The 21,294-nt window shown below is 72.8% G+C and carries 19 protein-coding genes; 6 read left to right on the top strand and 13 right to left on the bottom strand.

Annotated elements, in window-relative coordinates; all coding sequences use genetic code 11:
* Positions 1–29: 29 nt before the first annotated feature.
* Genes dapA through glmS form a run of 3 tightly spaced genes read left to right on the top strand, consistent with a single transcriptional unit; the run spans position 30 to position 3,013 of the window.
* Entirely contained in the window at positions 30–908 is an 879-nt protein-coding gene (gene dapA / locus MUY14_RS00780; protein WP_247019748.1) for a 4-hydroxy-tetrahydrodipicolinate synthase, read from the top strand.
* On the top strand, positions 905–1,177 hold the full coding sequence (locus MUY14_RS00775) for a hypothetical protein (protein WP_247019746.1): 273 nt from the start codon (positions 905–907) through the stop codon (positions 1,175–1,177). The genes dapA and MUY14_RS00775 overlap by 4 nt, the downstream gene beginning before the upstream one ends.
* A gap of 12 nt (positions 1,178–1,189) precedes the next feature.
* On the top strand, positions 1,190–3,013 hold the full coding sequence (glmS, locus tag MUY14_RS00770; RefSeq protein ID WP_247019744.1) for a glutamine--fructose-6-phosphate transaminase (isomerizing): 1,824 nt from the start codon (positions 1,190–1,192) through the stop codon (positions 3,011–3,013).
* Positions 3,014–3,016: 3 nt separating this feature from the next.
* Here glmS and MUY14_RS00765 read toward each other — a convergent pair whose 3' ends face one another.
* From MUY14_RS00765 to MUY14_RS00730, 8 genes are all read right to left on the bottom strand, one after another.
* Positions 3,017–4,414 (bottom strand): BNR repeat-containing protein, encoded by a 1,398-nt coding sequence (locus tag MUY14_RS00765; RefSeq protein WP_247019742.1) that lies wholly within the window; start codon positions 4,412–4,414, stop codon positions 3,017–3,019.
* An 88-nt stretch (positions 4,415–4,502) separates the two neighbouring features.
* Positions 4,503–5,672, bottom strand: coding sequence for an NAD(P)/FAD-dependent oxidoreductase (locus MUY14_RS00760; protein ID WP_247019740.1), 1,170 nt, complete (start codon positions 5,670–5,672; stop codon positions 4,503–4,505).
* Positions 5,669–5,869, bottom strand: coding sequence for a ferredoxin (locus MUY14_RS00755; RefSeq protein ID WP_247019738.1), 201 nt, complete (start codon positions 5,867–5,869; stop codon positions 5,669–5,671). The genes MUY14_RS00760 and MUY14_RS00755 overlap by 4 nt, the downstream gene beginning before the upstream one ends.
* Entirely contained in the window at positions 5,850–6,515 is a 666-nt protein-coding gene (locus MUY14_RS00750) for a TetR/AcrR family transcriptional regulator (RefSeq protein WP_247019736.1), read from the bottom strand. Before MUY14_RS00750 ends, MUY14_RS00755 begins: the two co-directional genes overlap by 20 nt.
* Positions 6,512–7,714: a cytochrome P450 gene (locus tag MUY14_RS00745; protein ID WP_247019734.1), complete on the bottom strand. Its 1,203-nt coding sequence runs from the start codon at positions 7,712–7,714 to the stop codon at positions 6,512–6,514. The genes MUY14_RS00750 and MUY14_RS00745 overlap by 4 nt, the downstream gene beginning before the upstream one ends.
* Positions 7,715–8,008: 294 nt before the next feature.
* Positions 8,009–8,443, bottom strand: coding sequence for a pyridoxamine 5'-phosphate oxidase family protein (locus MUY14_RS00740; protein WP_247019732.1), 435 nt, complete (start codon positions 8,441–8,443; stop codon positions 8,009–8,011).
* A gap of 4 nt (positions 8,444–8,447) precedes the next feature.
* The gene (locus MUY14_RS00735; RefSeq protein ID WP_247019730.1) at positions 8,448–9,551 is read right to left on the bottom strand and encodes a cytochrome P450; all 1,104 of its coding nucleotides are present in this window, start codon (positions 9,549–9,551) and stop codon (positions 8,448–8,450) included.
* Entirely contained in the window at positions 9,548–10,090 is a 543-nt protein-coding gene (locus MUY14_RS00730; protein ID WP_247019728.1) for a TetR/AcrR family transcriptional regulator, read from the bottom strand. The genes MUY14_RS00735 and MUY14_RS00730 overlap by 4 nt, the downstream gene beginning before the upstream one ends.
* Positions 10,091–10,179: 89 nt before the next feature.
* On the opposite strand from MUY14_RS00730, the gene MUY14_RS00725 reads away from it, so the two are divergent.
* Complete coding sequence (locus MUY14_RS00725; RefSeq protein WP_247025554.1) at positions 10,180–11,199, top strand: aldo/keto reductase; 1,020 nt, start codon at positions 10,180–10,182, stop codon at positions 11,197–11,199.
* Positions 11,199–12,059, top strand: a complete 861-nt coding sequence (locus MUY14_RS00720) for an LLM class flavin-dependent oxidoreductase (RefSeq protein WP_247019726.1) — start codon at positions 11,199–11,201, stop codon at positions 12,057–12,059. Before MUY14_RS00725 ends, MUY14_RS00720 begins: the two co-directional genes overlap by 1 nt.
* A gap of 474 nt (positions 12,060–12,533) precedes the next feature.
* On the opposite strand, the gene MUY14_RS00715 is transcribed toward MUY14_RS00720, so the two are convergent.
* Together MUY14_RS00715 and MUY14_RS00710 are read right to left on the bottom strand one after the other, a co-directional pair.
* Positions 12,534–12,959, bottom strand: coding sequence for a class I SAM-dependent methyltransferase (locus MUY14_RS00715; RefSeq protein WP_247019724.1), 426 nt, complete (start codon positions 12,957–12,959; stop codon positions 12,534–12,536).
* 172 nt (positions 12,960–13,131) lie between these two features.
* A complete protein-coding gene (locus tag MUY14_RS00710) occupies positions 13,132–13,536 on the bottom strand; it encodes a hypothetical protein (protein WP_247019722.1) in 405 nt (134 codons plus the stop codon).
* Between the two features lie 53 nt (positions 13,537–13,589).
* On the opposite strand from MUY14_RS00710, the gene MUY14_RS00705 reads away from it, so the two are divergent.
* A complete protein-coding gene (locus MUY14_RS00705) occupies positions 13,590–14,000 on the top strand; it encodes a MarR family winged helix-turn-helix transcriptional regulator (protein ID WP_247019719.1) in 411 nt (136 codons plus the stop codon).
* Between the two features lie 11 nt (positions 14,001–14,011).
* On the opposite strand, the gene MUY14_RS00700 is transcribed toward MUY14_RS00705, so the two are convergent.
* The 3 genes from MUY14_RS00700 to MUY14_RS00690 all read right to left on the bottom strand — a co-directional run bounded on the left by MUY14_RS00700 (position 14,012) and on the right by MUY14_RS00690 (position 21,116).
* Positions 14,012–16,009 carry a cellulose binding domain-containing protein gene (locus MUY14_RS00700; protein WP_247019717.1) on the bottom strand — a complete coding sequence of 666 codons (1,998 nt, stop codon included), beginning with the start codon at positions 16,007–16,009 and terminating at the stop codon, positions 14,012–14,014.
* A gap of 79 nt (positions 16,010–16,088) precedes the next feature.
* Positions 16,089–19,406 carry an error-prone DNA polymerase gene (locus MUY14_RS00695; RefSeq protein WP_247019715.1) on the bottom strand — a complete coding sequence of 1,106 codons (3,318 nt, stop codon included), beginning with the start codon at positions 19,404–19,406 and terminating at the stop codon, positions 16,089–16,091.
* Positions 19,407–19,562: 156 nt separating this feature from the next.
* Positions 19,563–21,116 (bottom strand): DNA polymerase Y family protein, encoded by a 1,554-nt coding sequence (locus MUY14_RS00690; protein ID WP_247019713.1) that lies wholly within the window; start codon positions 21,114–21,116, stop codon positions 19,563–19,565.
* Positions 21,117–21,294: the final 178 nt, after the last annotated feature.

Genomic DNA, 21,294 nt, shown 5'->3' with positions numbered 1-21,294 from the left:
CAGCATTCACCGCGGGCAGGGTCGACGCCATGACGGACTTCGGCGCCAACCTCGTCGCGATGGTCACCCCGATGGGGCCCGGCGGCACGCTCAGCGAACCCGGCCTCACCCGGCTCGTCGACCACCTGCTCGCCGGCGGGGCCGACGGCCTGGTCGTCGGCGGGACCACCGGCGAAGCCCCGACCTTGAGCGCGACCGAGTCGGCCGGGCTCGTCCGGAGCGTGGTGGCCCGGACCCGCGGCCAAGCGACCGTGATCGCCGGGGTCGGCACCCACGACACCGCCGAGAGCGTCCGCCGCGCCCGCGACGCCGAGGCGGCCGGCGCCGGCGGGCTGCTGCTCGTCTGCCCCTACTACTCGCGGCCGACGCAGGCGGGCGTGCTCGCCCACTGCTTCGCGGTCGCCGACGCCACCGAGCTGCCGGTGATGCTCTACGACGTCCCCGCGCGGGCCGGCATCGCCATGGCGCCGGAGACCCTGGTCGAGCTCGCCGGCCACCCCCGCGTCCGCGCGGTGAAGGACGCCAAGGGCGACCTCTTCGAAGCGATGACCGTGCTGGCCCGCACGTCGCTGGCGTACTACTGCGGCATCGACGAGCTGAACCTCCCGTACCTCGCGTGCGGCGCGGCGGGCCTGGTCAGCGTGGTGGGCAACGTCGTGCCGGACCGCACCGCGGACCTCATCCGCGCGGTGCGCGCCGGCGACCTGGCGTCGGCGCGCCGGATCCAGCACGCGCTCAACCCGGTGATCGACGCCGTCATGCACGCCGGCCCCGGCACCGCGATGGCCAAGGCCGCCCTGGTGGAGCTGGGGATCCTCCCGCACGCGACCGTGCGTCTCCCCTTGATCGAAGCAAACTTGCCCGATTTCGGGCAAGAATTTGGGTTTCGCCATCCAAGCAGTGCATGATGGCCGACGTGCCGGACACCGAGATCGTCGATCGCGTCGCCGCGTCCACCGGGCTCCCGCCCGGGGTCGCCGCGCGGGTCGTCGACGACGTCCTCGCCTTCTACCGGACGCCCACCGAGGCCTACGTCCGGCGACGGCACACCGAGCTGCAGGCCGAAGGGCGGAAGAACCCCGAGATCTTCCCGCTCATCGCCGCCGAGCTCCGCGGGCGCCTCGTCGCCGCGCCCGCGTTGTCCGAGCGGCAGCTGCGCCGCATCGTCTACAGCTAGAAGAGGTTCGCCATGTGCGGAATCGTCGGCTACATCGGCGGCCAGAACGCCGCCCCCATCCTGCTCGAAGGCCTGACGCGGCTGGAGTACCGCGGCTACGACTCGGCCGGGATCGCCGTGCTCGGCGCCAAGGGCACCGCCCAGGTGCACCGGGTCGTCGGGCGGGTCCGCAACCTCGCCGCGGCGCTGCCCAAGCGCCTGACCGGGAAGGTCGGCATCGGGCACACGCGGTGGGCCACCCACGGTCCCGCGTCCGAGGCGAACGCCCACCCCCACACCTCCGAGGACGGCCGCGTCTGCGTCGTCCACAACGGGATCATCGACAACGCCGACGCCCTGCGCGCCCAGCTCGCCGACGCCGGGGTCACCCTGACGTCCGAGACCGACAGCGAGGTCCTGGCCCACCTGATCGCCCGCTCCGGCGCCGGCACCCTCGAAGACGCCGTCGTCGAAGCCGTCTCCCGGATCACCGGCACGTACGCGATCGCCGTCACCGACAGCGAATACCCGGACCGGCTGGTCATCGCGCGCAACGGCTCGCCGCTGATCATCGGGGTCGGCGAGCGCGAGATGTTCATCGCCAGCGACCTCGCCGCGCTCGTCCGGCACACCTCGCAGGTCGCGCACCTCGACGACGGCGAGTTCGCGACCGTCTTCGCCACCGGCTACCGGACCTTCACCGTCGACGAGAGCGACACCACCAAGCCGGCCACCGAGATCGACATCGCCGCCGAAGACCTCGACCTGGGCGGCTACCCGCACTACATGGCCAAGGAAATCCAGGAGCAGCCGGAATCCGTGGAGCGGATCATCCGCGGCCGGCTCGACGACCGGTTCGGCGTCGCGCGCCTCGACGGGCTCAACCTGACGCCCCGGGAGCTGCGCGGCTTCAGCCGGGTGAAGATCCTCGGCTGCGGTTCCGCCTACTACGCCGGCCAGGTCGGCGCGACGATGATCGAGGAGCTGGCACGGATCCCCGCCGACGCCGAAGCCGCGTCGGAGTTCCGCTACCGCAACCCGATCGTCGAAGCCGACACGCTCTACATCGCGGTCAGCCAGTCCGGCGAGACGATCGACACCGCTTTCGCCGTCGAGGAGATCAAGCGCAAGGGCGGCCGAGTGGTCGGCCTGGTCAACGTCGTCGGCTCGACCATCGCCCGCGCCTGCGACGGCGGCGTGTACCTGCACGCCGGTCCCGAAATCGCAGTCGCGTCGACCAAGGCGCTGACCAACATGGCGATCGGCTTCGCCCTGATCGCGCTCGCGCTCGGCCGGGTCCGCGACCTGTCCAACGCGGACGGTCAGCGGATCATCGACGCGCTGCGCGCGATGCCCGGCCAGATCAAGTCCATTTTGGACGAGGAACCGCGCATCGCCGAGCACGCGAAGGAAGTCGCCACCGCGAACAGCCTGTTCTTCGTCGGCCGCGTCCGGGGTTACCCGGTGGCGCGCGAGGGCGCGCAGAAGTTCAAGGAGATCTCCTACCGCCACGCCGAGGCGTACCAGACGTCCGAGCTCAAGCACGGCCCGCTCGCCCTGATCGACGCGGCGCTCCCGACCGTCGCCATCGTGCCCTCGGACGAGCTGACCGGGCGCAACCTGGCCGCCGTGCAGCAGATCAAGGCCCGCGGCGGCGCGGTACTGGCCGTGACGCACGAGGACGTCGACTTCGGCGAGCTCGACGTGCCGCGGATCGTCGTGCCGAAGACCGAGCCGGAGCTCGACCCGATCCTGCTGACGATCCCGTTGCAGCTGCTCGCCTACCACGCCGCGCTCAGCCTGGGCTACGACATCGACAAGCCGCGCAACCTGGCCAAGTCCGTCACCGTGGAGTGAGCGTCAGCCCAGCCGGAAGTCGGCCACCCGGATCGGCGACGGCGTCGTCCCGGCCGACACCTGCTGGTACATCACCGAAATCACGCCGTCGGTGGCCAGCCGCGAGTCGTCGACGTCGACTTCGCCGAAGGCGCGCAGGTCCGGGGTGTACACCGTCTTCCAGTCGGTCCACCCGCTCGCTTTGGTCGCCGCGACGATCCTGCCGTACGGCATGACGAGGTAGGCGTTGTCGGCGCGGTCGAACACGAGCTTCGTGCGCTGGGTCGATTCCGGCGCCACCGGCACTTCGCGTTTGGTCCAGCCGCCGTCGGCCGCCCGGCTCAAGAAGAACGTGCGCCCGTACTGCTTGCGCTGCGCGGAGTAGTTCGTGACGCACTGGGTGAAGCGGCCGGGCACGTAGCTGATCACGACGTGCGGCTGCCCGGCGGCGTCGACGGCCTGGCTCTCCTGGTTCATCAGGCCGTGGTCGACGCCGAGCGGGTCGACGACGGTGCCCGGCGTGCTCACCGACACCGGGGTCGCGGCGGCCGCACCGGAACTGGTCCGCCAGGTGCGGCCTCGGTCGTCGCTGTAGACGTACCCGGTGTCGTGGTTGGCCAGGCCGCCAGCGTTGCACAGTACGCCGGTGTTGCCCTCGCGCCAGGTGAACGCCGCGTGCAGCCGCCCGCCGGGGCCGTAGGTGAGGCCGTGCAGGTACATGTTGCGGGTCGTGCTGGTCACGCCGTTGCCGGCCGTCCACGAGCCGGTCGCCGACGTCCACGGCCCGAGCTTGCGCCAGCTGCCGCCGCTGTACTCGGCGAGTTCGTCGACGCCGTTGCCGGAACCGCCGGTCCGGTAGCTGAGCTGCAGCTTCCGTTCGGGCGTGACGACGAACTGCGGGTAGGTGATCGCGCCGAGGTCGACGCCGTCCAGGGTGCGCTGCACCGGGCCGAACGCCGACGCCGTCCAGGCGTGCGAGGCCGGCGACGAGAGCAGGCCCGCCGCGGATCCGGTGTAGTAGACCTGGTTGCCGTGGGTGTCCATGGCCACGTGCAGGCGGCCGTCGTCGGGCGAAACCCCCATCGAGATCACGTTGTGCGAGTCGTCGGCGGTGAGCTTGTGCGGCAGCACGAGGGTCTGCCACGCACCGGTGAACCCGGCGCGCCGGGCGAGCACGGCGCTGCGGTCGGCGGTGTACCAGGCCGCGTACTGGTAGCCGGCGTAGCTGAAGATGCCGCTCTGCTGGAAGGAGTCGTTGTTCACCAGCCCGTCGTAGGAGACGAAGTACAGCGCCGCCGCGTCGAGCTGCGTGTCCCCGACCTCGACCACGGACACCGCGGCTTCGGCCGGCGTGGCGGGCAACAGCGGCAGGGCCGCGGCCACCAGCACGCCGAGGATGCGGGAAAGCGCTCTCTTCCTCATGGCCGTTCCCTCCCACGCGGTGTTAACGCGAACAAGGATCGGCCGTCCCCGCGGCCCCGTCAACCGGCGGATGGCGGGTTTCCCCGGTTCAGGACCGCCCGGCGAAGACCGCGCCGTCGATCTCCTGCCGCCGCAGCCGGGCTTGCTTGGGCATGTTCCAGCCGAGCACACCGACGACGGCGCCGCCCCGGTGGTAGCGCACGACGAACCGGCCCTCCGCCGGATCACCTTCCACAATGGACACCTCGGCGTCCGCGGCCGGCGTGCCGTGCACGTGGATCCGGGCGTCGAACTGGTTGGTCCAGAAGTACGGCACCGGCGTGTACGGGCGGTCTTCGCCGAGGACGTTGCCGGCGACGGCGATCGCCTGTTCGGTGGCATTGGTCCGGTTTTCCAGCCGCAGCAGGACATCGAGCCGTTCGTGGTGCCAGCGGGCGACGTCGCCCGCCGCGTGGATCCCCTCGGCCGCGCGGCACCGGGAGTCGCACACCACGCCGTTGTCGCACAGCACGCCGCTGCCCGCCAGCCACTCCGTCGCCGGCGCGGCACCGAAGGCCACCACGACGACGTCGGCGGGCAGCACCTCGCCGGACTCGAGCCGCACCCCGGCAACCCGCCCGTCCGCCTCGGTGAGCCCGGTGACGGCGGCGCCGAGCCGGAGCCGGACGCCCCCGCGGGCGTGCAGCGCGGCGAGCGCCCCGGCGACGAGCGGGCCGAACTGGTACGCCAGCGGCGCTTCCTGCGGCCCGGCCAGCGTGACCTCGACGTCGAGCCCGCACAGGGTGGCCGCGATCTCCGCGCCCAGCACCCCGTCCCCGACGACCACCACCCGCTTGCCCGGCGCGAGGTCCGCGCGCAGGGCGAGCGCGTCGTCGAGGGTGCGCAGCACGTGGACGCCCGCCAGGCCGTGCTGTCCGGGCAGGGTGCGCGGCCGCAGACCGGTGGCCAGCACGATCGCGTCCGCGGTCAGCTCCCGCCCGCCCAGCGTGTGGACGGTCCGCGCGGCGGCGTCGAGCCGGACCGCCGGGTCGCCCAGCACGAAGTCGGCCGCGAGGCCGGCCAAGGCCTCCGGCGGGCGCAACCGGGCCCGCTCGGGTTCCCAGGCCCCGGCGAGGACCTGTTTGGACAGTGGCGGCCGGTCGTAGGGCAGGTGCGCTTCGGCACCCAGCACCGTTACGCTGCCCTCGTACCCCTTGCGGCGCAGGGCTTCCACCGTGGCGAGCCCCGCGGCGGACGCCCCGACGACGAGGACGTTCACGCGTCCTCGCTGACCGAAATCGCGACGCCGGGGCAGACGCTGGCCGCCTCCCGGACGATCTTGTGGTGCTCCTCGCCGGGGCGCTCCTCGAGCAGGATCACGATCCCGTCCTCTTCGCGCTGGTCGAACACGTCCGGCGCGAGCAGCACGCAAGTTCCGGCGCCGCAGCACTTTTCCTCATCGACGGTGACCTTCATGGCCGTTCCTTTCCCTCGGGTGATTCGTGACGGGCGCGAGCCACAGGCCGGCCAGTGCGTCGGTCAGGCCGGTGGCGACCTCGCGCCAGGTGGACCTCGGGGTGTCGCCGCCTTCGGCCAGCGCGCGTTCGCGCTCGGCCATCGTGTGGATCAGCAGCTGCCGGGTCATGGCGTTGCGTTCGGCGCGGACGTCGGGCGGCAGCTCGGGCAGGCACCGGGCCAGGCCCTCGACGGTCCGCGCCAGCGACGGCGACGACAGCGTCTCCGCCGCGACGACCGCGCGCAGCGACGGCTCGGTCATCACCTGCGCGGTGAACCGGGCGAACCAGCTGGGCGGGCCCGCCGTCGCCAGGTACTCGGTCGAGGGGTGCACCAGGCAGCGGACCCAGTCCCGCAGGCCGGCGCGGCCGCCGAGCTCCGCCAGCATGCCCTGGCGGAGCTCCTCGACCCGGGCGGAGTGCCGTCGCGCGATGGCGCGCACCAGATCGGCGCGGGTGCCGAAGTGGTAGCCGACCGCGGTGTTGTTGCCCTGCCCGGCGACCTCGCTGATCTGCCGGTTGGACACGGCGAGCACGCCGTGCTCGGCGTAGAGCCGTTCCGCCACGGTCAGGATCAGCTCCCGCGTCGCCTGCGCCCGGTCCGTCACCAGCGGACGGGCAGTTCCCGCAGGCCGCCGACGGCGAGCCCTTCGACCCGGCGCAGTTCGTCCGCCGGGACGGCGAGCTCGAGCGAGGGCAGCTTGCGCAGCAGCACTTCCAGGACGACCTGCAGCTCGGTGCGCGCCAGCGGCTGCCCGAGGCACGCGTGCGCGCCGGCCCCGAAGGCGAGGTGCGGGTTCGGGCTGCGGCCCAGGTCCATCTCGGCGGCGTCGCCGAACGCCCGCTCGTCGCGGTTGGCCGCGGCCATGCTGCACATCGCGGTGGTGCCGCGCGGCAACACGGTGCCGCCGACCTCGAAGTCTTCGCCGAGGTAGCGCATCATGCCGACGCCGGCGTTGGCGTCCAGCCGCAGCGATTCTTCGACGGCGGTGCGCACGAGCGACGGGTCGGCGAGCAGCGCCTCCCACCGGCTCCGGTCGGCCAGCAGCATCGCGACCATCTTGGCGATCATGTTCGCGGTCGTCTCGTGCCCGGCGATGAGCAGGCCGATCCCGGTGGCGATGAGCATCGGGTCCGGCCACCCTTCGGGCAGCAGCGCGCTCAGGATGTCTTCCCCGGGTTCGGCCCGCTTCCCGGCGATGAGCCCGCCCATGTACTGCCCGAACTCCCGCTGGGCGGCGTCGAATTCGGCCTGCGTGTAGCGGGTCATGCTGAGCATGACGTCGGACCAGTGCGCAAACCGGTCCCGGTCGGCGTCGGGCACGCCGAGCATGTCGCAGATGACCCACACGGGCAGCGGGAAAGCGACCCCGGCCTTGAGGTCCCCGGGCGCGCCCTTGGCGACCAGGTCGTCGATGAGCTGCTCGGCCATCGCGGCCATCCCGGGCCGCAGCGCGTTCATCCGCTTGGCGGTGAACCACTTCCCGAGCGTGCGCCGCCAGGTGATGTGGGCTTCGCCGTGCTGCGGCAGCACGGTGGCCATCTCGGAGTTGAAGACCCCACCGGACTCGGTGTCAGCGACCCGCGCGGCGTTGTCGGCGGGGGTCGGGCGGGTGAAGCGAGGGTCGGAGAGGACGGTCTTGACGTCGTCGTAGCGGGTGATCAGGGTCGCCTGGTCGCCGCTGGCGAGGGCGACGTGGGCGACGGGGCACTTTTCGCGGAACTCCGCCCATTCGGCCGGCGGCTCGAGAGCGGTCGCGGTTTCGAACGGGAAGCGCGGCAGCGGATCGGTGTGGGTCGGCGTCATCACGGGCTCCTCGTTGGTGAATGTCCCCTGTTCCCGAGGATGGCCAAGATCGACCGTTAAGTCAAGCAGTTGACTTAAGACCTGGTGAGGCGGGTGCCCGGCGGCGCGAAGCACCGCAGGCGCCGAAGCACGCCAGCGAGGCGGCCTGCAACGCAGTCCCATCGCCGCAGGCCGGCACCGAGCCGGGCAGCCGGGGCCGAGCGGCGCCGGCGTCACCACCCCCGAGCAAGCCGCGCACCCCGCCGCCCGGACGTCATGAACGACTCGTTCATGACATCCGGCGAGCGGTTCAGCTCACTCGCGCTCGACCTTGCGAAGCCCGCCGGCCGGCGTCCACCACTCCACCACCAGCAACGTCGCCGCCGCGTTCAAGTGCGTGTGGACCACCTCGGCGATGTCGACGCGGAAGCCCCCGCCGTCCGCCGGCACCGCCCGGCCCGAGATCTTCGCCTCCCCCGGCCACGCCGCCTCGGCGCCCTCCACCGGGTCGACCGTCGCGCTGTGCAGCGCCAACCGCGGGTCCCGGGCCAGGTCCGCGCCCTTGCGCGCGTTCGGCATCGAGCCGAACGTCAGCTCGCCGTCCGCGATGACCGTCTCGATCCCCGAAATCCGCGGCGAGCCGTCGGCCCGCAGGGTGGCGATCGTCTTGTGCTTGTGCGCGTCGAACAACGTCCGCACGCGCCCCGCGAACTCCGGTTCCGCCGCTTCGAACTCCCGCCACGCCGTCATGCGGTCATGATGACACCCAGCGCACGGGCACGGCCGCGGGTTTGCGGAACACCAGCCCGGCCGGCGGGACATCTTCCGCCAACGCGATGCCGGGCAGCCGGTCCAGCACGGTCTCGGCGGCGATCCGCGCCTCCAGGCGGGCGAGGTCGGCGCCGAGGCAGAAGTGCGGGCCGTGCGCGAACGCCAGCTGTTTGCGCAGGTCCGGGCGGCGCGGATCGAAGACGTCGGGGTTTTCGAACACCGCCGGGTCGCGGTTGGCGGCCGTGAGCGAGACCGTCACGAGGTCGCCGCGGGCGATCGACGCGCCCGCGAGCGAGACGTCGCGAGTCGCGTAGCGGTCGACGACCGCCGCCGCGGGTTCCAGGCGCAGGGACTCCTCGATGGCGGCGGGGAGGAGGGCGCGGTCCGGGAGCGACGGCTCGCGCAGCAGGTGCCGCAGGAGGTTGGCGATCATGCCCTCGGTCGTCTCGATGCCGCCGAACATCAGCACCGCCGCGTTGGACACCACCTCCGGCAACGCCAACGCCGAAGCCGCCTCGGTCAGCAGCGAGCGCCGGCCGACCGAGCCCTCGATGTGCGCACGCAGTTCGCCGAACGCCTCCGCGCCACCGGAACCCGGCAGGCCACCCGCCGCAAGCGAGTCCACTGTGGACACGATGGCGTCGTACCAGGCCAGCACCTTCGCCGTGTCCGTGTCGTCGAGGCCGAGCGCGTCGGCGACCACCGCGACGGAGAGGGGGCCGGCCAGCTCCCGCCGCAGTTCCGCGTGACCGGCCGCAGCGAAACCGTCGACCAGCCGGGTGCATTCGGCGCGGACGAACCCGGTGAAGCGGTCCGCGATCTCGCGGGGGCGGAAGTGCCGGGCGAACGGCGCCCGGTGCCGGGTGTGCTCGGCCGCCTCCAGCGAAAGCATCGACGGGCCGACGACCCGGGCCGTCGAGAAGCGGGGGTCGTCCACGGTGAAGGTGGCCGCGTCGCGCATCACCTCCAGCGCCAGGTCGTGCCGCGTGACCAGCCAGCCGTTCAGCTCCGGCAGCCAGGACACCGGCTCGGTCGCGCGCAGCCGGGACAGCAGCGGGTACGGGTCGGCCGTGAGCTGGTCGATCACGCCCGCAGCCCCGCGATCAGGAGGCCGACCAGGCGCCGCGCGTCGTAGTCCGGGTTGTCCTCCGCGCCGATGCACAGATTGCCCACACCGCGCATCAGCTCCAGCGGCCGCACCCGCGCGGTCAGCTCGGCGGCTTCGAGCAGCCGGGCGCACACCGGCACCAGCCGGTCCAGGAAGTACGCGTGCAGCGTGTCGAAGCCGTCGCCTTGCAGGACACCCGCCAGCCCGTGCTTGGTCACCAGGAAGTCGACGAACAGGTCGATCCACTCCGCCAGCGCCGCGTGCGGCGAGCCGGCGGCTTCCAGCAGCGCGGGCCCGGCTTCGGCGCACGCCTCCACCTGGTGCCGGTAGACGGCGATGATCAGGTCCGCCCGGGTCGGGAAGTGGCGGTAGATCGTGCCCATCCCGACGCCCGCCTTCGCCGCGATGTCCCGCACCGGCGCGTCCACGCCGGAGGCGACGAAGACGGCGGCCGCCGCGTCCAGCAGCGTTTTCTCGTTGCGCCGGGCGTCGGCGCGCTTGGGCTTGCTCGGGCTCACCACACCTCCAGGGTTGCTAACCGGAACATTGTTCCGTATCGTTAGCGGAGCAACGTTCCGCTTGCCATCCTGCCATGGAGGCCATCGAAATGCAGTACCGCACTCTGGGCCGCACCGGCGTCCAGGTCAGCGCCCTCGCACTCGGCGCGATGAACTTCGGCGCCATCGGGCGCACCACCCAGGACGACGCCACCGCCATCGTCGACGCCGCCATCGAGGGCGGCATCAACCTGATCGACACCGCCGACATGTACGGCCAAGGCGAGTCGGAGGTCATGGTCGGCCGGGCCATCAAGAACCGCCGCGACGACCTCGTGCTCGCCACGAAGGCGGCCATGCCGATGGGCGAGGAGCGCAACCACCGCGGCAGCTCCCGCCGCTGGCTGGTCAAGGCGCTGGACGACAGCCTGCGCCGCCTCGACGTCGACCACGTCGATCTCTACCAGGTCCACCGCTGGGACCCGGCCACGAGCGACGAGGAAACGCTTTCCGCGCTGACCGACCTGCAGCGCGCCGGCAAGATCCGCGCCTTCGGCTCGTCGACGTTCCCCGCGTACCGGATCGTGCAGGCCCAGTGGGCCGCGCGCGAGCACCACCTGAGCCGGTACGCCACCGAGCAGCCCAGCTACTCGATCCTGCAGCGCGGCATCGAAGCCCACGTCCTGCCGGTGACGCAGGAGTACGGCCTCGGCGTGCTCGCGTGGAGCCCGCTCGCGTCGGGCTGGCTCTCCGGGGCCGTCCGCGCCGGCCAGGAGATCACGACCAGCCGCTCGCAGGCGCTCCCCCAGCGCTTCGACCTCACCGACCCGGCCAACCAGGCCCGCCTCGACGCCGTCGAGAAGCTCGCCAAGCTGGCCGACCAGGCCGCACTTTCGCTGATTCAGCTCGCGCTCGGGTTCGTCACCGCGCACCCGGCCGTGACCAGCGCGCTCATCGGCCCGCGCACGCCCGGCCACCTCGAGTCGCAGCTCGCCGCCGCCGACACGGTGCTGCCCGCCGACGTCCTCGACGAGATCGACGCGATCGTCGCCCCCGGCGTCGACCTGGCCGCGCACGAGAAGTTCGACACCCCGCCCGCCCTGCTCGACCCGTCCCTCCGGAGGCGTTGATGACCAGCTTCGGCATCATGACCCCGCCCATGAACGTGGGCTACGACGAGATCCAGCGCGTCTGGCGCGAGGCCGACGCGATCCCCGAGATCGAGCACGCCTGGCTGTTCGATCACCTCATGCCGATCGGCGGCGACCCGGACGGCCCGATCTTCGAAGGCTGGACGCTGCTCTCGGCGATGGCCGCGCAGACCGAGCGGATCCGGCTCGGCCTGATGGTGACCAGCAACCGCTTCCGGCCGCCCGCGGTGCTGGCGAAGATCGCGGCCACGGTGGACGTCGTGTCCGGCGGCCGCCTCGACTTCGGCATCGGCGCCGGCTCCCGGCCGAGCCACCCCCTGGCCCGGCGCGAATACGACGGGCACGGCCTGCCGTACCACTCCCGGGACGACGCCGTCGCCGCGCTCGCCGAGGCGTGCACGGTCATCCGTCGCTTGTGGACGGAACCGGAACCGTTCGACTTCGACGGCGAGTACGTGCAGCTGAAGGGCGCCTTCGGGAATCCGAAACCGGTCCAGGCACACCCGCCGATCATGATCGGCGGCCGCGCGAGCGCGACGCTGCGGGTGGTCGCCGAGCACGCCGACCAGTGGAACATCCCCGGCGGCGGCGACATCGAAGACCTCGCCGGCCGCAGTCGGCTGCTCGACCGCTACTGCGCGGAGATCGGCCGCGACCCGGCGGAGATCACCCGCTCGATCTTCCTGCCGGTCGACTACGACAAGCCCGCCGCCACCCGGGAAAAGATCGAGGAAGCGGTCGGCGCCGGCTTCGGGCACGTCGTACTGGGCCTGGCGAACCCGTACCCGGACGGCGTCGTGCGCTGGGTCGCCGACGAGCTGATCCGCAGCGGGTCGTGAGCGGGAAACCGGGTTGGAACACTGTTTCCCACTCACGAGCCTTGCACCGCGCGCTACTTGCCGGCTCGCCACGCCGCTGGTCAACTCGGCACCGCGATGACGGCGAGGACGGCCCCGAAGATCGCGCGCGGCCACGGAACCGCAGCCGGGACAACGCATACCCGGCCAGTGAGGTGAGCACGACCCGGCCGACGGTGATCGCCACCGAGACGAACACCGAATTCGCCGGCCATTCCCGCGGCCACGGCAGCAGCGGGTTGGCGGTGGCGTCGGTCTTGAACGCCGTCGCGAGCTGGATGAGGAAGAGGTGGAGGTAGAGCGCGGCGACCACCGGCCGGCACGGTGACCCTGTCCCCACCCCGGCCGAGCCCGGTCGGGACGCTGCGGGTGCGGGGACTTCCGCCGGCGAGCGGCACGCCGGACGTCGCGGTGGACGCCACCGGCGAGGTCACCGGGCTGCGGGTGCCGCCGGGACTACGGCTCCTTCCGAAAGAGGCCGGTGAGCAGGAACGGCATCCCGTACAGCTCGGTGTCCGCTCGCATCGGACGCAGTTCGACCTCGGTGCAGTCCTGGAACAGGTGCCGCAGCTCGTCGGCGGTGTAGGCGAGGCCGCCGTGGAGGGAGCCGTCCCGGTAGAGCTGGGCGTCGGGGACCTCGGTACCGGAGTTGCCGTCGCCGGTGCCGGCCGCGAAGCACACGCGCCCGAAGTGGCCGCCGGGCGCCAAGTAGCTGGTCCGGCGGTGCGGGGCGAGGTGGTGCAGGCAGCCGGAGTCGTAGACCAGGTCGTACCGCTCGTGCGGCAGGTCCACGGCGAAGATGTCCGCCTGGCGGAAGCGGATGTCCGGGGCGCGTTCCCGGGCCCAGGCGAGCGCGCTCGCCGACTGGTCGACGGCGTCCACGTCTTAGCCCGCTTCGGCGAGGCGGACCGCGTTGCGCCCCGGCCCGCAGCCCAGCTCCAGCGCCCGGCCGCCCGCCCGCAGACCGTCGCCGAGCCAGGCGTCGAGGTTCTCGTCGGGCTCGGTGACGAAGAACGGGACCGGGCGGTCGCGATCTTCGTAGAAGCGGTCCGGTTCACGCCTCGGCGCGCACTCGGACGGTCCGCAGCTCGTCGTCGACGACCGCCATCTGCGCGTCGACCGCGGCGGGGTCGGCGCCCTCGGGGAAGAACAGGCTGAAGATCAGCTCGGCGCCGGTCAGGTTGGGGACGACGCGGGTGAAGAGGCCGAGGTTCGGCGCCGCCGCGCTGACGAAGTCGACGACGCCGTGCTCCGGCGCGGTTTTGACCGCGACGAGCCGCGGGCCGGCGTCGTCCGGGATGCGCCAGACGTCGTCGTGGTCGTGCTCGACGGCGGGCGCGAACCCCGGTGCCCAGTCGGGCAGGTTGCGCGCGTCGGCCAGGTAGCCGAGGACTCGTTCGGGCGAAGCGGCGATGGACGTCGTGCGCGTCTCGGCGCGCCCCGGACGGAATGCTGTCATGGGGTTAACCGTACGCATCTGCGTATCATTTGTCCACGCGTAAAATCCGGCGGGTGGACGAGGATCTCGGAGCACTCTGCGCGTGGGCGGGCCGCCGGCTGGCCGAAGCCGAGCAGCCCGTGCTGACCGAGCACGGGCTCTCGATGTGGCAGTACGTGGTGCTGTCGGCGCTGGCCCGCGGCTCGGCGCCGAGCCAGCTGGTCCTGGCGCAGCAGATCCACTACGACAAGACCCGCCTGATCACGCTGCTGGACGGCCTGGTGACGGAGGGCCTGGTCAGCCGCGACCCCGACCCGGCGGACCGCCGCGCCCGCGTGGTCCGCCTGACCCCCCTCGGAACCCGCCGCCACGCGGCGGTGCGCGACGCGATCCGGGTGGTGGAGAACGAGCTGCTCGAGGGGTTGGACGCGGAAACGCGGCGGGTGCTGCGGTCAGCCCTCGCCCACCTGGCGAACGCGGACTGACCGCAGCCGGCTCACGCCACCGAGCAGAGGGTTCCGTTGAGCGTGAACGCCGCAGGCAGGATGTTCGGCCCGCCGTAGTCCGCCACGAATCCCACGTCGGCGCCCGACGCCACGGACGCCGTCGACGTCACCGTCACCGTGCTTCCCGTCTGCGTCCACGTTCCGTTCCAGCCGCTCGTCACCCGCTGGCGCGCGGTCGGCCACGAGAACGTCAGCGTCCAATCCCCCGTCACCGCGGGCGAAACGACGTGGATGCCGCCCACGAAGCCGCTCGCCCAGTCCGTCACGTCCGTCAGCCGGACCGTGCAGCTGCTCGCGGCAGGGGCACCGGTCGTCAGCGTCAACGGCGGCGACCCCCACGACACGTTCCCCGCCGTGTCACGAGCCAGCACGTTCACCGCGTACCGGCTGCCCGGCACCAGGTTCCGGGCCGTGAACGTCGTCCCGGCCGTCTCGCCCCACAGCTGACCGTCCGCGTACACCTCGTACTTCGCGATCGGGTGCCCGGCCGGCGCCGCCGCGGGCCACGCGACCGTCGCCGTGCGGTCGGTCGTCGTGCCGGTCGGCTGTCCGGGTGCGCCCGGGCCGGCCGAGGGGGAAGCCGGGTGCAGGACCACGGTCGTCAGCGAGTACGGCGGCAGCGTCTGCGCGCCGGGCGAACCCGAAGGGCCGGTGGTGATCGACGTCGCGCCGTTGGCGAAGGTCGACACCTGGGGCGTGGCCGCGGCCGGGGTGTAACCCGTGTAGTCGAGCGTCACCGCGCGCGACGCGTCCGGGTCCTTGTTGATCAGCAGCACCGCCAGGTCGCCGTTCGGGCGGCGGACGGCGTGCGCGCTGACGAGCGGGTCGTCCGCACCCGCCCGGACGAACTGGTCGCCGGGATGTGCGAACCCGCTCAGCAGCTTCAACCCGTAGTAGGGCGCGAACGGGGTGTTGAAGGCCGGCTCGCAGCCGTCCGCGAGACAGGTCGCGCTCGAGAGCAAGCCGAAGTCGGCGTAGTCCGGGTAACCGGCCACAGTGGACACCTTCGTCGCGCCGTTGTGCGTGTTCCACCAGTCCACTGTGAACACGCCGTTGGCGAGCAGCGCGCTGTAGGCGTCGGCGGCGAACAGCGCGCCGGGCTGGGTGTTCATGCCCACCGGCGTGTTCGTCTCGGTCATCGCGATGCCCAGCGGGCGGCCCGCGTACCGCGCGATCTGCTCGCGGGCCAGGTAGATCATGTCGCCCACCTGCTCGGTCTTCGTGAGCGCCTCGGCGGCCGTCGAGCCGCCGGGGTACCAGTGCAGGATGACGTAGTCGACGTGCGGGCCGGCGATCGACAGCACCGTCTGGTTCCACGTCGCCGTGTCGCCCTCGCCGACGATGCCGTCCGGCCAGTTCGCCGGGGTGGTCAGCACGGCGCCGATCTTCACCGCCGGGTCGGCGGCCTTCATCGCGTCGGCGTACGCCACGACTTCGTTGGCGTACGCGGTCGGGCTCTTGTCGGCGTGGTCGTCGGCTTCCCAGTCGGCCCCGTAGTGGCCGTTGCCGTAGTTCTCGTTGCCGATTTCCCAGTACTTGACGCCGTAGCCCTTCTCGACGTTGGCGTACCGCACCCAGTCCGCCGCCTCCTGCGGCGAGCCGGTGCCGTAGTTCGCGATGACGATCGGCTGGGCACCGGTCCGCCGGACACCGCCCATGAACTTGTCGAAATCGGTGTCGGGAGCGACGTAGCCGCCCGGTGCGGTGTTGTCCTTCCAGTGGTAGATGTCGCCGTAGGACCCGCCGGGGTACCGCAGCATCCGCACGCCGGCGCCGCCGAGCAGGTCCGCCACGGCGTCGGTCCCCAGCTGGCTGTCCCACACCGCGTGGTTGACGCCGATCCCGGTGTCCGGCACGGTGGCCAGCCCCGCGCGGACGTCGACGGTGACCGTCGCTCCGGGCGGTTCGGCGGCTTCGGCGGCGGGCACCGCCGCGGCGAGCACGGCGATCACCGGCCACGCTGCCCAGCGCAGACGTCGTGCTGTCATGGGAAGTCCATCCTCTCGTCGGGCACGAACGGATGGCTGAGAGCGCTCTCAGAGAGAGAACCACCGCGCGGCCCGCAAGTCAACGAAAGTCCCGGGACGGCCCCGCGCGCATCGAAAGATCGATGCGTTCGAGCCGGTCGGCGACGAGGGTGACCACCCCTTCGGCCGCTTGGGCCCGGCCGCGGACCAGCAGCGCGGCGCTGGTGCGGGCGACCAGCCGCTGCCGTCGCCACAGGCCGGGCGAGACGAGGACGTTGGCCATGCCGGTCTCGTCTTCGAGGTTGAGGAACGTGATCCCGCCCGCGGTCGCCGGGCGCTGCCGGTGGGTGACCGCGCCGCCGACCCACACGCGCGTGCCGTCCCGCACGCGCGTGAGCTCGGCGGTGGTGATCGCCCCGCGCGCGTCGAGCAGTTCGCGCAGGTACTCCACCGGGTGGCTGTCCGGGGAAACGCCGGTGGCCCAGAGGTCGGCGGCGGTGATCTCGAGCCGCGTCATGCCCGGCAGCGCGGGCGCGTCGAGCCCCGGCGCGAGGCCGGGCAGGTGGCCGGGCCGGGTGGCCGCCGCCGCGCCGGCCGCCCACAGGTCCTGCCGCCGGTCGCCGCCGAACGCGCCCGCGGTCGCGAGGGCTTCGACGGCGTTCTTCTTCAGCCGGACGCGGCGGGTGAGGTCGCCGACGCCGCCGTACGGCCCGTTGGCCTCGCGTTCGGCGACGATCGCCGCGGCCGGTTCGCCGCCGAGGTGGCGGACGCCGGCGAGGCCGAGGCGCAGCGCGACGCCGCCGGTGCTGCCGGGATCGGGTTCGAGGGTGGCGTGGGCGAGACTGGCGTTGACGTCCGGTTCGCGGACGTGCACGCCGTGCCGCCGGGCGTCGGCGACCAGCGACTGCGGGCTGTAGAACCCCATCGGCTGGGCGCGCAGCAGCCCGGCGCAGAACGCGGCCGGGTAGTAGCGCTTGACCCACGCGCTCGCGTACACCAGCAGCGCGAACGACATCGAGTGCGCTTCGGGGAAGCCGTACCCGGAAAAGGCGTGGATCTGCTCGAAGATCCGGGTGGCGAGCTCGCGGCCGATCCCGTTGGCTTCGCAGCCGGCGAAGAACCGCGCCATCAGCGCCTTCATCTTCGCGCTCGACCGCTTGGCGCCCATGGCGCGGCGCAGCTGGTCGGCTTCGGCCGGGGTGAAACTCGCGACGTCGACGGCCATCTGCATCACCTGTTCCTGGAACAGGGGAACGCCGAGCGTGCGGTCCAAACTGGACGCCAGCAGCGGGTGCGCGTGCTGCCACTGCTCCTCGCCGCGACGGCGCCGGATGTAGGGGTGCACCGAGCCACCCTGGATCGGGCCGGGCCGGATCAGCGCGACTTCGACGACGAGGTCGTAGAACTCCCGCGGCCGCAACCGCGGCAGGGTGGCCAGCTGGGCGCGCGATTCGACCTGGAAGACGCCGATCGCGTCGGCCTCGCAGAGCATGTCGTAGACGGCCGGGTCGGCCAGGTCGAGCTTCCCGAGGTCCACAGTGGACCCGTGGTGTTCGGCGATGAGGTCGATCGCGTAGTGCAGCGCGGAAAGCATGCCGAGGCCGAGCAGGTCGAACTTGACCAGCCCGACGGCGGCGCAGTCGTCCTTGTCCCACTGCAAGATCGACCGGTCGGCCATGGACGCCCACTCGACCGGCACGATCTCCGACACCGGCTGCTTGGAGATCACCATGCCGCCGGAGTGGATGCCGAGGTGGCGCGGGAAGTCCTCGATCCGGGCAGCGAGGTCGAGCACATCAGCGGGGATCTCGCCGGAGGACTGCTGTTTCGTGGCCGTGACGCCGCCCCAGCGGTCAACGAGCTTGCCGAAGGCGTCCTGCTGCCCGGGGCTGTGCCCGAGCGCCTTGGCGGCGTCGCGGATCGCCGAAGGCGCCCGGTAGGTGATGACGTTGGCGACCTGCGCGGCGTGGAAGCGGCCGTGCTTGGCGTAGACGTACTGGATGGCTTCCTCGCGCCGGTCGGACTCGATGTCGATGTCGATGTCCGGCGGCCCGTCCCGCTCCGGGGCCAGGAACCGCTCGAACAGCAGGTTCCACTTCACCGGGTCCGCGTGGCAGATCCCGAGGGCGTAGCAGACCGCGGAGTTCGCGGCCGAGCCGCGGCCCTGGCACAGGATGTTCGCCTCCTTGCAGAAGCGGACGATGTCCCAGACGACGAGGAAGTAGCCGGGGAAGCCGAGGGCTTCGATGACGGCGAGTTCGTGGCCGAGCTGGGCGTAGGCCTTGGAGTTCGCTTCGCGCGGGCCGTAGCGGTCCGCCGCGCCCGCCCGGGTCAGCTCGCGCAGGTACGACATCTCGTCGTGCCCGGGCGGCACCGGGAACGGCGGCAGGTCCGGGGCGACCAGCCGCAGGTCGAACGCCACTTCGACGCCGAGCACGGCGGCGCGGCCGACGGCGCCGGGGTAGCGGCGCTCGAACCGGCGCCGCTGCTCCATGCCCGACCGCAGGAACGCCTGCCCCGACGGCGGCCGCCACCCCTCGAGGTCTTCGGCCGACCGGCGCGCCCGGACCGCGGCGACCATGTCCGCCACGACGGCGTCCTCCGGCCGGGCGTAGTGCGCGTTGTTCGAGACGACGGTCGGCAGCCGCAGGTCGCGGGCCATTTCGGCGAGCAGGTCGTTGGCCGCGTCGTCGAGCGGCAGCCGGTGGTCGATCAGCTCGACGGCGACGTGCTGCCGCCCGAACCGGTCGACGAGCCGCGCGAGCTCGGCGTGCGCGGCGGCGGGCCCGGTGCGGGCGAGCGCTTGGCGGACCGCGCCCTTCCGGCACCCGGTCAGCACGACGACGTGCCCGGCCAGCTCGTCGACCAGCTCCTCGACGTCGTACACCGGCCGCCCCTTCGCCCCGCCGGCGAGCTGGGCGCGCGAGATGACGCGGCACAGCCGGTGGTACCCGTCCTGCTGCCGGGCGATCACCAGCAGGTGCGACCCCTTCGGATCCGGTTCACCGGCCTGCGGCGCGGGCAGGTCGAGCGAGAGCTCGGCCCCGAACCCGACGCGCACCCCGAGCTCCCGGGCGGCGTCGCTGAACCGGACGGCGCCGTACACACCGTCGTGATCGGTGAGCACGAGCGCGTCGAGCTCCAGCCGCGCGGCTTCTTCGACGAGGGTCTCGGGATGACTGGCGCCGTCGAGGAAGCTGAAGTTGGAGTGGACGTGCAGCTCGGCGTAGGGCGCCCGGATCCGGTCCCCACCGTCGTCCCGCCGCCGCCGCGCCCGCAGATCGTCGGGCGCCCCGCCATACCCTTCGCGCTTGCGCGACCACGCCGGGGCATCACTGCCGTCCCCGGGCACGGGCGCCCGCCCGGAGGCGACCCGCTCCACTTCGGACCACGGCACGCTCGGGTTGTTGAACGCCAAAGCCAGCTCCCGCAGGAAAGTTCACTGAGGGGAAGCCAGCGAATACCGATCGAACACACGTACGACTACTGGCTTCGATCCTGAGCCGGAGAGAGGGCGGTGTCAACTGTGGACCGTGGCGGAGTCGTGGTCGTCACAGGACCGCCACCGCGAGCACTAGTCGTAGCAGCCTTCGACCGTCCATTGTGGATTGTCGCCGATCGTGGCCTTGAGCAGGAGTGCGACGTCGCCTTCGTCGGTGTCCAGGACCACCTGGACGCGGGCGAGCCGGTCGCCGCGGTGGTGGACGATCCAGGGGCCCGCCGAGCCGAGGACGGGCCGGGGCGGGGCGTCCTCGGTGGTGACCGTCGCGGGTGGGCGGCTCAGCTCGCCGCGGGGGGTGCAGCGGACCTCGTTGCCCGCCGCGTCCATGACCGTGGCCGGGATGCGGCGGGCGGCCACCACCGTCGGGGAGGGGGCCGGGAGGCGGCCCGGCCAGGGCTGGTCGGCCGTCGCCGGGGTGCGGGGCTCGCCCCACGGGACGAGCCGGACGCGCTCGGCCGGGCCGCGGCCGCCGTCGAGGAGCGGGGTGACGACTGCGTCCGGGCCCAGCAGGCCCTGGATGCGGACCAGGGCGCGGGCGGCGCGCTCGGCGGCGTCGGCGTCGCGGCCCAGCGACCCGAACTGCAGCTGCAGCGCCTGCCCGCCGACCACTTCTTCGGGGTCGAGGCGCAGCCGGACGATGCCGGCGGTGGGGCGGTCGCGGGCGTTGAGCCAGCCCTCGCACTGCCAGCGGACGCGGTCGGCCGTCGCGCGGGCGGTCAGCGGTTCGGCGCAGCGCCAGACGCGGACGCGTTCCTCGCCGGCTTCGGTGATCGCGACGACGGCCAGCCGGGTGCAGGCGAGGCCGTGGCGGGCGAGGCCGGCGAAGAAGCGTTCGCCGAGCGTCTTCGCGACGAACGCGGCTTCGTCGATCCGGGCCAGCGGGTGCTCGAAGGTTTCGGTGACCGACAGGTCCGGCGGCAGGGCGCGGCGCAGCGGCGGACGCTCGGAAAGGCCGCGCGCGAGGCGGTGGGCGGTGATGGCGTCCTTCGGGAACCGGCCGGCGACGTCCCGTTCGGCGAGCGCGGCGAACGCGCCCAGGGTGCGCAGCCCGAGCCGCTGCAGCAGGGCGACCAGCTCGCCGCGGTCGTCGCCCGGCTGGTCCAGTTCGGTGATCGCGAGCGGCGCGAGGAACCCGGCGGCGCGCCCGGACGGCACGAGCGCGGACCGCCGGGCGGCGAGGGTCGCGGCGAAGAGCCCGTCGGCGATCCCGACCTGGCACTCGACCCCGGCCCGGGCGGCGACTTCGTCGATGAGCAGCTCGGCGAGCGCGGCCTCCCCACCGAAGTACCCGGCGGCCCCGGTGACGGGGACGGCCACCAGCCCGGGCCGGACGACCTCGACCCCGACCGCCTGGCTTTCGACGGCGGCGGCGACGGATTCGAAGAGCCGCGCGTCGCGGTCCGGGTCGTGCTGGTGGACGACCAGGCCGGGACAGCGGGACTGGGCATCCCGCCGGCGCATCCCGCGCCCGACCCCGCCGGCCCGCGCGGAGGCGGAGCAGGCGACGACGCGGTTGGCGGAGAAAACGGCGGCGGGAGCGGTGGGCGGCGTGCCGGCGGCGGCCCCCGCGGCGACGACCGGCCAGTCCGGGCACCACAGCACCAGCAGCCGCGGCGCATCGGTCACCGGACGCCTTCGGCGAAGTGCTCGGACTTCGACGGCCGCGCGGTGACCGAGTGGCTCGCAAGCCGCCGGGCCCGGCCCGGCCTGGCGTGATCACAGCCGGCGACCCGCGCCAGGCCACCCGGCCGACCACCCCTCGACCGACCACGGCGGCCATGAACACCTCCGGCAGCCCGCGCCA

This window comes from Amycolatopsis sp. FBCC-B4732 (assembly GCF_023008405.1).
GTDB lineage: Bacteria > Actinomycetota > Actinomycetes > Mycobacteriales > Pseudonocardiaceae > Amycolatopsis > Amycolatopsis pretoriensis_A.
Note: the sequence above shows the minus strand (reverse complement) of the source record. Positions and strands in the feature narration are given on the sequence as shown.